Source organism: Salmonirosea aquatica (genome assembly GCF_009296315.1).
Classification (GTDB): Bacteria; Bacteroidota; Bacteroidia; order Cytophagales; family Spirosomataceae; genus Salmonirosea; species Salmonirosea aquatica.
Genome location: NZ_WHLY01000002.1, coordinates 2,504,642 through 2,517,616, shown reverse-complemented (window position 1 = coordinate 2,517,616; position 12,975 = coordinate 2,504,642). Strand labels below are relative to the sequence as shown.

Sequence of the window (12,975 nt, the reverse complement as noted above, 5' to 3'; positions counted from 1 at the left end):
GCCCCTTGTGGAGGCTAACTCTTTTTACTTAAAAGCATTTACCCTACTTCCCCCAATCGACCTGCTTAGAGGGATAATAATCAATCCCCATCGCTTCCATGCGCTTTCCGTGCTTGCCCAGTCGGGTACGGTACCCTTCCCAGTTACGTACCGATTTGGGCGACCAGCCGATCTCAGCTAAGCCCGGCAGGCGCGGAAAAGCCATGTATTCCAGTGCTTCCATGTTGTCGATAGTTTCGGTCCAGATGGGGGCCTCGATACCCAGGATATTAGTGCTGGTCACGCCCGGTACCATGGTGGAGGGCTCCCAGTTATAGGCACTATCGAGTTCAATATAGGCAGCCCAGTGCAGACCGTACTTCGATGTGGAGTCATACTGCATATCCAAATACGCTTTTTTCGCGGGCGATACAATCACCTTCGCACCTTGCTTAGCGGCTGACTGCGCATACTCGGCTTTGGCCCAGTACTGGGCCACGGAGGTAGGCTTCAGACTGGCGTTAGTGACTTCGTCCCAGCCGATCATCTGCTTGCCGTGCGACTGCACGATGTCCTGTACCCGGTTCACAAACGGAATGTAATCTTCCATAGGTGTCACGTGCGACTCGTCGCCACCCATGTGCAGGTAGGGCCCCGGCGTCATTTCAGCCAACTCACGAACCACGTCATCCACAAACTTATAGGTAATTTCCTTGCTGGTACACAGCGTGCTGAATCCCACTTCGATACCTGTATAGGGCTTTGGGTTCGGATCTTTTTCGTTGCAATTCAGCTCGGGGTAGGAGGACAGTGCGGCATTGGTGTGTCCCGGCATGTCAATTTCGGGGATGATCATGATGTACCGCTCCTGGGCGTACTTCACAATGTCTTTGTATTGTTCCTGTGTGTAGAAGCCGCCTTCGCCGCCCCCTACTTCGCTCTTGCTGCCTAAGGAGGTAAGCTTAGGCCAGGATTTTATCTCGATCCGCCAACCCTGATCATCCGAAAGATGCAGGTGTAGTGCATTCATCTTGTAGGCGGCAATCAGGTCGATGTAGCGTTTCACGTCCTCGACACTGAAAAAATGTCGGGCCACGTCCAGCATCGCGCCCCGATATGCATAGGTAGGGTAATCGCGGATGGTACCTGTCGGTATTTTCCAGGAACCCGATTGCTTGTCCGATTTTTCGACATCGGCCGGCAGGGCCTGTCTCAGGGTCTGAATGCCCCGGAAAAGTCCGGCCGGCTGGTGGGCTGTGAGTTTTACCCCGGTAGTCGATATGGCCAGTTCGTAGCCTTCGTCACCTAAGGTGGTATCGGCTTCGGTAAGGGCGAGATACATATTGCCCGCGGCCGGAGCTGCATCCGTGGGCTTTACTTCCATGCCCAGCCCGGTGGACGGATTTAATTTATCGGCCAGGTACTGGCCAATCCCTTTGACTTCTTCCGAATTCTGAGGAACGTAGATGTCGGTATTCTCCGTCAACTCAAACAGGCTATCAGAAGCTGTGACGGTCACCGGCAGGGGAATCAGGCTTTGCTCCGAAAGAATGGCGGGGTTATCGCTGCCGCAGGAGAAGAGTAGGGTCAGCGCGGCAATGGATAGCGCAGGTTTTAGTGGGAGGGTTTTGGTTTTATTTAACATTAGAAGATTGGTAAAAAAGATGAAAGCCAAAAATACTGAGTTTTTGACAAATGCACATTTTTACTCACATTAGGCCGGCATTCAATTGAGCGTGGCTTTTAGCTTATTCAAACCACGAAAAGAATTCTTTACGGCCCGTTTCAATCCCAAAATCCTCACATAACTTCAAAAACTCTTCTTTGAAAGTCCTTTTCCTATGATGTTCTTTTTGATTCAGGATATACTTACAGACCGCGTCCATTTGCGAACGACTGTGCGAGAACGCGCCATAGCCATTTTGCCAGTCGAACTTGAAGGGGCTCAGTCTTTCCTTTTTCACAAAATCATTTGAAGCGTTTTTGATTTCCCTGACCAAATCAGGAAGGGCTTCCGAGAGTTTTTGACCAATAAAAATATGAATGTGATCCGGCATTCCGCCGATAGCCAGCAATTTGTGTCCACGCTCCTGCACGATGCCCGTAATATATTGATGCAAACGTACCTCCCATTCAGGGCGAATCAGAGCCTCCCGACGACGGGGTGCAAAAACGAGATGAATGTATACCTGCGTGAAAGCGTCGGCCATGTAGGTTGGTTACTTTTTAAAAAGGTTAGGCTTCTCCGAAGCCGTACGTTGCGGACGGTGACGTAGTTTTCTACAAAAGTCAGGATTCTCCGAATCCCCAGTTTCATTTTAAATTTATTTCTAAATTCGAAATAGGATAGCTTCGGAGAAGCCAAAACATTTGTAGAAAAACCAGACAAAAAGCTGATTCCAAGCTTCGGAGAAGCTTAACATTTGCTTCTCCGAAGCTTAAAGAGGAACCGCATAAATCCCAGAAAAAAAATGCATTAGCTACTTCAAATTCGCCAAAAACTCCACCACATCCCGAATTTCCCGCTTCGACATGATGTACCCCATGGGCGGCATGCTTGAGGGTAGGTTCTCGCGCTTCGCGATGCGGGCCACGGGTACCTTCAGCGGCTCGGCCTCGGAGGTTTTTAATACCAGTTCCTGGGGACTTTCCTCGGTGAGAATGCCCGATACGGACTGCCCGTCTTTGAGCGTAAGCATCACCGTACCATAGCCAGGCGAAAGTCTTGCGCTGGGTTCGACAAGCGCCTGCAGCAGTTGTTCGCGGCTTAAGGTACCCCCAATTTTAGTAAGGGAGGGCCCCACTTCACCACCGCGCCCGTTGATGGCGTGGCAGCGTACGCACTGGCCAGTCGAATTGGTGTAGAAGTACCTTGCCCCCTGCTGGCGGTCACCGCCCGTAAGAGCATCCATAAAGTTGGCCATACCTTCGCCTTTAGGTTTGGAAGACGCCAGCCGTGAGCGGAGACGCTCGGACTTGGTGGAATCCACGGCTTCGGTCAATTCCAGGTTGATGTTGGGCGAAAGTTCCTTGTTTTCCAGACGGGTCACGAGTCGATCCAGAATGGGTTCGGTCTTGGATGCTGGCAGGGTACTGAGCGTCCGCAGCATCTGCTGCTGCTCCTTCACCGACCCTTTTTCAAATACTACATTCACTACGTCGGCCAGGGCAGTCGGCGAGAGCGTTGAGCCATCGACCAGGCTTAAAGCCCGCGCGCGGACATTTTCGTCGGCATCGTTCATCCCCAGCTTGATAATCGGCTCCATATCGCTGTACTTTAAGGTACTCAGTGTTGTCAGCATCGCCGCCCGCACATCGGGCGATTTGCTGTCGTTCAAAATTTCGACCAGTTTGGGGTTGTAAGCCGTTATGCCCAGACTGCCCATCATTTCAGCGGCAGCAATCTGGATTTCCGGTTGATTTTCCTGTAATAACACGGCGAGACTCGGCTCGATCTTAGCCCGGGTTGCCACGGGGTCACGCTTGACTACCCCCGGTAGCGGCCGTCCACGCGATCAAGCACCGAAGGGTTGGCCCAGGTACCCAGAGCCGCGAGGGCTTCGGTGCGTAGCTCCTTATTCACATCTTTACGCTTGGCAAAATCCAGCAATGCCTGCAGTTGGGGGTCACCTCCTACGCGCAGACTGGCGTTGATGGCGCGGCGCAGAAGGGGTTCGGACGTAAAGCGGGTTTCTTTAAGCGTAGCGGCCAGGTCGGGCAATGCGCCGGGAATAGACAGGTCGTCATTGATAGCCCGGGCCGCTTCGGCCACAATATACTCGTCTTTGTCGTTCAGGAAGAGACGCACGTTCTCGTTGCCCCAGCGGCGCAGCACCAGCACCGCCGCCAGCCGCAGCGATTTGTTGGGATGATTGGCCAGCGCAATGATGGGCTCCACCTGATTGAGGCGGGCCAGAGCTACCACGGCCGCATGACGCAGGTACAGGTCCTCATCCTTGTTGGCCTCGATCATTTTTAGCAAGGCAGGTACCGACTCTTTGTAGTCCACGCGGCCCAGGGCCTGCGCCCCGAAGAACTGCACGCGGGGATTGCTGCTAGTCAACAAAGGTACCAAGAGCGGGCCTGCTTCGGGCACGGCTGCATCGCCCAGTACCTTGGCCGCCTGCGCCACGATTTCGTTGTCCTTATCTTTAAGCAAAGCCAGCAAGGGACTGGCGTAGGATTTGTTTTCCCGCGCCAGTTGGCCGATTCCCCACACGCCATGGACCCGGGCCAGTTGGTTGGTGGTCTGTACAATTGCCCGGCCAAACTCAGCGGCGCCCTTGCCTCCGCGTTGGGCGAGTTCCAGTTGGGCTTTCTGCCGGATGCGCATATCCGGATTGGACAGCAGATCAAACAGGGCATTTTCTTTCTGCGAGGCGTAGTCAAGCTGCATCAACCGCTGGGTTTCCAGGCGCAGGGCTTTCATGTCGTTTTTGTCTTCGGTCACGTCCAGCCGCCACACGCGTCCGGCGTTCTTGGTATCCCAGCCGTTGAGCCAGTCAGCTACGTACAGCGCGCCGTCGGGACCAAAGCGGATACCTGTGGGAAGAATACCCCCCAGTACCTTCTGCTCGCCATCCAGCACGAACGATGCTCCCTTAGGCTTCAGTCCAAACGACCAGATGGGCGAGCGGGCCGGATTACCCACGAATTCTACCAGGAAAAACTTATTCTTCCAGGCCGAACCCAGTGCCGTACCCGGATTATAAACCATGCCCGTTGGACCGTTGTGAAAATTCTGAATCGGTGGTATAAAGTATGCTGCCTGTCCGGCCTGATGCGGCTTGAACATCTGTTCGTCCATCCAGACCTTGTAGCTGTTGTTTTTAGGATCAGTATACTTCCCGTATTGCCAGTTGGAGCGCCAGCCCGCGTCGGAGCCATCGACAATATGCACCAGCCGCTCGCTCTCGCCGGGGTGGTCGCCGTCATTGTCCGAACTGATGAGGTTGCCGTATTCGTCAAAAACAAATTCGTGCGTGTTGCGCAAGCCCGAAGCGAATACCTCGAAATCGGTTCCGTCAGGGTTGGAACGCACGATCACGCCCTCATTAGGGTAGCTGTACTTCTTGCCTGTCACGTCCACCAGATTGGCCCCAATATCGCCAATGCCCCAGTAAATCCGCCCGTCAGGCCCTTCGATGGCTCCCGACATGCCGTGCCCACCGAAACCGATATGAACGCCAAAACCGTGGCTGATGGAAGTTTTCCGATCCAGGATACCGTCACCGTTGGTATCCGTGAGCCGCCACATGTCGGGAGCAATGCCCACAAACACGTCCTTGGCCCGCACCAGCAAGGCCCCGGCCACGTCGGAAACTTCCTCGAAGAAATCGCTCAGGATGCGCGTCGATACATCGGCGATGCCGTCTTTATCGGTGTCTTCCAGCCGCCACACCTCGTCTTTTTCCACGGCCAGATCGTGCCAGTCGTGCGAGCCGTCCTCGTTGAGGTCTTTCAGCCACTCGTTTTCCTTGCTCTTGGCGGGGTCGAAAGTCTTGCGCAGGAAAGCCCGGCGATCTTCGACCGATTGCAACGCGATGGAGGGCGTCATCCAGTCGCGGTGACCTCGAATGTCGAACTCAGAGTTTTTCTGGCGGTTGGTACGCGTCAGGTACACCCGGCCCTGGTCGTCGATGGACATGGCGATGGGATCGGGAGCCAGGGAATCGGAAGCCCATAAATCCACTTTCAGGCCGTCGGCCAGTGTCAGAGAGGTAGTTTCGCGTATTTCCTTCGCCCGGGCCTGGGCGGTGCTGCCGTCTTCCTTGACTACAGCCAGCGGTTCGGCCGGTACAGGTACCGAATTGCCCGTTGGGGCAAGTTGTTTGGCGCAGGAGACGATGACAATCCCCGCCGCGAGGACGTACCATGTGCGCGGCGACTGGTGGAGTTTTCTGAAGTTCATGGTGAATGTTGGTATTGCGTAGTGGGGTAAGGTCTTTTGTGGGTAAATTGTTTGTAGAAGAAAGGAGTAAGAGGGGTAGTTTTTACTTTTCTGCACACTTTGGAAAATCAATTGGCTTCGGGATTCTCCCTAATTCGATGAGCCAGGTAGAAGCTAAGGTACCTTTTGATGTTTTGGTCTGAGTCAGGCCTATGTACTTTTATGACGCCTCTCTACTACCTTACAAAATCTCACCTTTTAGCTTTCAAAAAAGCGAAAATTCGGGTCTGATAGTCTGCCCTGAACGAGTAAGAACTATTTTTACCATAATGCCGTGGAGGTACCCTATGGCCGTTGAAATATTTAAACTCCTACTCTGAGTTACCGGCGCTCTTACGCTATTGCTAAGTCGGGAGCTACTGCATGATTTGCCAATGGTAGCCATTTTCTTTGTTGCTGGATTTTTTATTATTTAATTGTAAATCAATTATTTAACAGTATGCTAAGAGTTTGAAGAAACTAAAAATTAAATAGTCTGAAAATACGTAAGCATGGAAATCAAATCCAAAACCGCTGTGAGTGTATTACCGAGTTCTATCGAAGTGTTGGCTAAAAAGCGGACCGGAGGCCGAGTGAACTTACGAGGCATCGAATATCAACTATTGTATGGCATTTACAAGGCCCTTACAATTTTGTCGTCAGACTCTACATGTCACCAAATAAGGTTGGAGGGCATCGAAGACGTTGATGTACTGCACAAGCTTGAAGTTGATAACCAAAATTTATATCAACTTAAACATACGTCCCGACCACTAGTATCAAGTAAAATATGGGATTTGGGTGTATTTCAAAATTTCGCAGAAGCACACCTTCTCAACCCACAAGCAACTTTTACTATCGTAACTAATAATGCTATAACAGATCCTAAGTTAGCATCAATATTTGATGGAAGCGCTAGTGAGCAAGTTTACTCGTATTGGGAAAACCGATTTGAGCAGTTTCGCCAAGAGTCACGAACTAGCGATTGGAATTGGCAACAATTCGATCTACACAACTTTTTAAGCTCAATCAAAATTGAAATTGTCGAAGCAAGCACTTTGCGTAGTGCGATTGAGAAGTTGATTATACAATATTTCACCCTTACCAACTCTACCTATTCGGTTTATCTCAACGCGTTGTTCCTTCATTTTTTCCTGTCTTCTCAGGTAGGTGGCACAATTGACCGCATGGGATTACTAAGGATAGGCCAGGAAGTGCGGGATCAGCAGTCAATGGGCACGATAAACCCTGCCATTCAGCTACGCCAAATCGAGCCCGTTAACTTTGCTGTAAAAACAGATAAAGACTACACGGCATATTTTGACGGTCAGCCAGCTCAACCAGTGCATATCGCTGCCGGACTACCGGCTCCCCGACCAAAACTGGAGAAGCAGATTTTAGAACATTTGGAATATTTCGATGCTTCCGTAATTAAGGCGTCAAGTGGACAGGGGAAATCAACGCTAGCTTGGCGCGTTGCCCAAACAATGCACGAACAAGGTCGACAAATTTACCAGCTGCATAATTCTGCCAATGCAGAAGCAGTAGGTGGTTTGGTCGAATTCCTAGAAACGAGAGTGCTGATTGGTGAAGCACCCGTCGTGATTATCGATGGATTATCGGCACGACATGCTGAATGGGCAACATTGGCTGATCGGCTCTTGGATCAGCCTGTACAATTTATTGTGACTACTCGAGAAGAGGATTGGGTCCGTTTCGGTAGAGAAGCCTACCGTGTTAGAACAGGTAAACTTATCAAACTATATTTTAGCCAGGCAGAAGCAAAACAATTATACGATGAGTTGAAACGTCGTCAACGGATTCATCCATTGTGCGGACACTGGCAGGCCGCTTGGGAAAAGGTACATCAGCGCGGGCTTTTAATGGAATATGTGTATTTGCTCACGAGGGGAGAAATGTTGCAACAGCGTTTAGCAGCTCAACTTTCGCAGTTAAACGGCGAGCGCGATGGTGCTGTTAAACTCACTATTCTACGATTAGTTGCAACGGCTGATGATATCGGAATACCCTTGCAAACTCTTCGACTCCGCCAACACGTCAATGAGCAATATAACTCACAAGGTGATCTTGGAGAGCTACTGCGCCAGTTAGAGGAAGAATATTACGTGCAATTCGATCGACAATACGTTCAGGGACTGCACCCAGTTCGTTCGAATCATCTTAAAGCAATATTACATCAGTACGTACCGCTGAGTGAAACATTTCTCACACTAGCAAAACTCATTGAACCCTCAGCTTTGCTTATGTTGGGCAAAGCAATTCCAAAGCAAATAGACCAAGATGAGCAGATTGTATTCCTGAAAAGTTTAGTCGAATCTTTGAGAGCGGTTGCGCCGAATGAACTATCCAAGCTTTTACTGGGCATCTATCAGGGTGAAGTGAACGTACACCACAAAAAGCATAGTGCGCTGTGTAACAGTGTTTTTATGAACGGGGGTTATGAATTATTTGCAATGTTAACAATTCCCTTTCCTCATAAAAACGCTAATTCTGATTTGTTGAGCTCATTGGCTGAATGGACTGGTAATCCAGACAATCATGTACTAAAAGCAGTTCCTGAATTACCCGAACTGCCAATCCAACAAACAATGCTACGTCAGATAGTACCCGAAATCCATAGATACCTATTGCAACAGAAGGTACCCATAGGCCAAATGGGGGAGTTGATGAATTGGTTCGCACTATTTGACTTGCGCGTCTCTATGCCGGAAGACAAGGAAATATTGAGTTGCTTAGAAACCTACGAAAAGGAGGCGTTCTATCAGTTGGGGTTGGGACTAAGTACTATTTGCAGCGAGATGTTCGATGATTTCATTAACAGGAATATAGATTTGATTATCCATTGGCTCAAGCGAAATACAAATACATTGAGTATCGAACCCGACGGCGATCGCGTTTTAATCGAATATTTATTAACAGAAGACCTCACTGAAAAAGCTAATGCCGAAAGTGTAAAACGTATTGAAATCATTCGTGCTTGGTTGCCGATGTTTCAGGCCTATGAAACCAACGCGCTCATGTTTCCATTTCCTAACGAAGAAATTATTGCGTTTACTAAGCAGAATGCCTACAAAATACTCTCGCCAGAAGTTATCTTCACGCCTTTCAAGGTCAGTTTAAACTGTTCTTGGCGTGACTCTTTACTTGAACCATATCGTGCGGACTCTCTCTATAAATGGCAGGCAGCACATATCGAACTTCGCGAACAAGCATTTGACTGCGCTCGTGCAGGGTATAGTCTGTTAGAGCAGATATTGAAAGGAAATGCACGAGCTAGGTCATTCGATAAAGCATTTCAAAATTGGGAGCGGATTTCAGATACATTCTTAGATACAGATAAGAAACATCCTATTTTTCCAGCGCTTGAAGTCAATCCTTCAAAGACAGGAAATAATTTAAAATTGCTATATAGCTCAATAGAAGATTGGACTTCTTGGATTCGCAATTTTTATCAAAAATTTGCTAGTCTTCTGCCTGTGGATAAAGTTGATACCAGGCATTTCATCCTAATGAGCTTGCGTCAAGCGGAATTTCATCTCCCTAAAATGCAAGAGGCATTCAATTTGATAGGTAAACAGACACTGGTCTATTTCGATACAACAGAATTGGTCAAACAAGAAAATTATTGGTATGGTCGACTACGCCGAGCGTCTGAATATTATGGCGAACATGTAATGGACTCTTCTTTTAAAAGAATAAATGAGATATCTACAACCGTAGCCGATTATTGGGAGAATAGAGAATCTTCTAGGTACCATAAATTATTGGCTTCCCTGGATAGATTTTCCAGCCTAACTGGCTACTCTATTTATAAACCAAGCCAATTGACCGAGGAAGAATTTACTACTCATGCTGTCGTAGGTATTGAAGGTTTAACGCGACGTGAATTAGAGAATGATTTTGAAAGGTTAGCTTTCAACTTGGTAAGTGTGGGATTAACTGATGTGGATTTCCTTGCGGTACTTATTTGCAAGGAGAAGAAGGTCACAAGTGGTTTTCAGTTTAAACGGGATTTTTTCGACAAAGCTGCCAAACTGATTGATGGTGGAGAAGAAGAATTATCTCCATCCGATTTTCTTATTCCAATCATACCTGATGAGGATACAATCAAGACTCTGCCGCAAGTGACTTTGGCTTTACCTGAATCGCCTTCGATCGGAAAGCCAGTTGGTGATCTATATCAAACTTTGTGGAAATTAGTCGAAACGGTCAAGCATAGTAAGGTGAAGATAGAAGCAGATGAATCTTGGAAGCAACAACAAATTAGTAATTATAGGAACCAAGCAACATCTTATTTGAAGGAGATCGAGCGAGGCGAATACGCTGATATCGCAGACATTACCAAGAAAACATATCATGATGTATTAGCCAATCCCTCCGACTGGACTGGCAGGCTACTTGCGGAACGTTTATTAGAGACGCTAAACCTTCTTCTTGAAGACTAATGTGCAAATGGCCAAACCAGTTCAGTATTCCTGCACAAATACTTCGGTGGGAATATGGAGCGAGGTGTTCAGTTTTCGGATCATCTCCAGACTGAGTTTCCGTTTTCGATTCAAAATCTCACTGACGCGGCTTTTGAAACCCAGCACCTCGGCAAGGTCTTTGGGTTTCATCCCCTTTGCTCCACCCTAAACTAGATGGCCTCCCCCGGATCAGGTAGCCTGATGGGAAAATGATCGTTTTCGTATTGGTCAATTAGGATGGAGAGGATTTCCAGATAGTCGCCTTCGGGCGTTCCCTTTTTGGCGTCAAATACCGTTTCTAGTTTGTTTAAGGCTTCCTGGTAGTCTTCCTCATTTCGTATGGGTGTAAGTTCCATGCTAATTTTTGTTTGAATCGATCTTATCGTGTTTGCCGTAATGTTTGGGTTAGCCATTATTCCTGTACTCAGGTAGTCTTAAACAAATATAGCATTTTTGATACCGTAAAAGGTCCGACTGACAAGTTAAGGTACCCTCGTCATAAAGTACGTTCCGAGCTTGCTGAAATTTGCCGTTCACCCATGCCGAAGGCATCAAAGCCTTCGGCTAATCATTCAGTAGTAGCTGGCTTAGGGATAAGGTAACAGGAAGAGGACAAACCAAAAAGTTGTGCTAAAAACCGTTTCCTTCATAGATGCACCGTACCTTGCGTCTGATCCTGAGTTGACAAACAATCAATTGAACAGGAGCGTTGTTTAAGGAACTGTGCCGTAGCTACCTGACGAACGATAGAAACGTAACCCCACCTACCTATTGAGAAGAAATGGCTATTTTTCCCTCACCTCCGGAGGATGATAAGCGCCTTGACGCGCTTAGGAACTACAATATCCTGGATTCCCTGCCCGAGTCAGACTATGACGCCATTACCCAACTGGCCGCCCAAATCTGTCAGACTCCCATTGCGCTCATTAGTCTGGTGGATGCTCAGCGGCAGTGGTTCAAATCCAACCATGGACTTCAGGTACGGGAAACACCCCGTGAGGTTGCTTTCTGCGCCCATAACATCATTGATCCTTCGAGTCCGTTGATCGTCGAGGATGCCCGGCTGGACGAACGCTTCGTTGAAAACCCCTTAGTTACGGGCGATCCGCATATCGTTTTTTATGCGGGTATGCCCCTGGTCGACTCCGATGGTTTTGCCTTGGGATCTTTGTGTGTGATCGATGATCGGGTCAGGCAGTTGGACGCCGATCAGCTTTCGGCCCTAAAAACCCTGGCCCGGCAGGTAGTCAATCTTCTGGCGTTGCGAAAAGCCAATCGGATATTGTCAGAAAATCAAGGGCGTATGCAGACCGAAGCCCATGAACAAGGCAAAATACAGGTAGCTCTGACCCGCAGCGAAGCACGCTTCAAAAGTCTGATTGAAGAAGCGCCCGTGGCTACCTGTTTGTTTGTGGGACGTACTATGATCATTGAGGTAGCCAATCAGCCCATGCTCGCTTTTTGGGGCAAAGGAAATGATGTATTGGGTAAGCCCCTGGCCGAAGCGGTTCCCGAGTTAATAGGGCAGCCTTTCCTGGACATTCTGGATCAGGTGTATACGACGGGGGTACCTTATGAAGCCAAATCTGCCCGCGCCGACCTGAAGGTGGACGGTACATTGGGTACCTACTATTTTGACTTTACCTACAAACCGCTGCGCAACGCCGCGGGTGAGGTGTACGCCATCATGGATATGGCCGTCGATGTCACGCAGCAGGTCATTACCCGCCGGCGAGTCGAAGAAAGCGAAGCCCGTTACCGGGCGCTTTCGCAAGCCCTGGAAATCAGGGTACAGGAGCGGACCCAGGAACTACTGACCGCTAACCAGGATCTGCAGCGATCGAACGAAAACCTGCAACAGTTCGCTTACGTGGCTTCCCATGATCTGCAGGAGCCCTTGCGCAAGATCCAATCCTTCAGCTCGTTGCTGCAGGTTAAGTACGGGCAGGCAGTTGGGGAAGAAGGCCTCGATTACCTGAGCCGCATGAGTACCGCCGGCAAACGCATGTCGGCTTTGATCAAGGACTTGCTGACCTATTCCCAGATTACCACCCGCCAGCAAGTGTTCGGGCCAATCTCGCTTAATAAGGTACTGGGTGATGTATTAAACACCTTGGACTGGGAGATCAAAAACCGACAGGCCCGGATTGAGATCGCCGGGCTTTCAGTAGTCAACGGCGACCAGTTCCAACTCGGGCAACTTTTTCAGAATTTGCTTTCCAACGCCCTGAAATTTACTCCTCCCGAAAAAAAGCCGCAGATCGAATTGACCTGTTCGCTGCATAACCGCACCGAGCTATCCACGGATATACGACCAGCCAGTACTGCCACCCGCTTTTGCCAGATCAGTGTCAGCGATCAGGGGGTAGGTTTTGATATCAAGTACCTGGACCGCATCTTTCAGGTGTTCCAGCGCCTGCACGGTAAAGACGAATTTCCAGGAACGGGCGTGGGACTGGCCATCTGTCATCAGGTGGTCGAGAATCATGGCGGGGCCATTACCGCCACCAGTACGCCCGGCGAAGGCTCGACGTTTAGCGTCTATCTGCCCGTATAACTTCCAAAGCTTTAGGGCGTTTC

At 49.3% G+C, this 12,975-nt stretch carries 6 protein-coding genes and 1 pseudogene; 2 read left to right on the top strand and 5 right to left on the bottom strand.

Features of this window, described 5'->3' with window-relative positions:
* Nucleotides 1-43 precede the first annotated feature (43 nt).
* The 4 genes from GBK04_RS11570 to GBK04_RS11560 all read right to left on the bottom strand — a co-directional run bounded on the left by GBK04_RS11570 (nt 44) and on the right by GBK04_RS11560 (nt 5,890).
* A complete protein-coding gene (locus GBK04_RS11570) occupies nt 44-1,624 on the bottom strand; it encodes a beta-N-acetylhexosaminidase (RefSeq protein WP_152759816.1) in 1,581 nt (526 codons plus the stop codon).
* A 103-nt stretch (nt 1,625-1,727) separates the two neighbouring features.
* A complete protein-coding gene (tnpA, locus tag GBK04_RS11565) occupies nt 1,728-2,189 on the bottom strand; it encodes an IS200/IS605 family transposase (protein ID WP_152759814.1) in 462 nt (153 codons plus the stop codon).
* Nucleotides 2,190-2,459: 270 nt separating this feature from the next.
* Nucleotides 2,460-3,452: a HEAT repeat domain-containing protein gene (locus GBK04_RS30555; RefSeq protein WP_373330905.1), complete on the bottom strand. Its 993-nt coding sequence runs from the start codon at nt 3,450-3,452 to the stop codon at nt 2,460-2,462.
* A 14-nt stretch (nt 3,453-3,466) separates the two neighbouring features.
* The gene (locus GBK04_RS11560; RefSeq protein ID WP_373330904.1) at nt 3,467-5,890 is read right to left on the bottom strand and encodes a DUF7133 domain-containing protein; all 2,424 of its coding nucleotides are present in this window, start codon (nt 5,888-5,890) and stop codon (nt 3,467-3,469) included.
* 530 nt (nt 5,891-6,420) lie between these two features.
* Between GBK04_RS11560 and GBK04_RS11555 the strand changes: the two genes are divergently transcribed.
* The gene (locus tag GBK04_RS11555) at nt 6,421-10,374 is read left to right on the top strand and encodes a hypothetical protein (protein WP_152759812.1); all 3,954 of its coding nucleotides are present in this window, start codon (nt 6,421-6,423) and stop codon (nt 10,372-10,374) included.
* A 21-nt stretch (nt 10,375-10,395) separates the two neighbouring features.
* Here the strand turns inward: GBK04_RS11555 and GBK04_RS11550 are convergent.
* A pseudogene (locus tag GBK04_RS11550) lies at nt 10,396-10,751 on the bottom strand (helix-turn-helix domain-containing protein).
* Nucleotides 10,752-11,176: 425 nt separating this feature from the next.
* On the opposite strand from GBK04_RS11550, the gene GBK04_RS11545 reads away from it, so the two are divergent.
* Nucleotides 11,177-12,952, top strand: a complete 1,776-nt coding sequence (locus tag GBK04_RS11545) for a sensor histidine kinase (protein WP_152759810.1) — start codon at nt 11,177-11,179, stop codon at nt 12,950-12,952.
* Nucleotides 12,953-12,975: the final 23 nt, after the last annotated feature.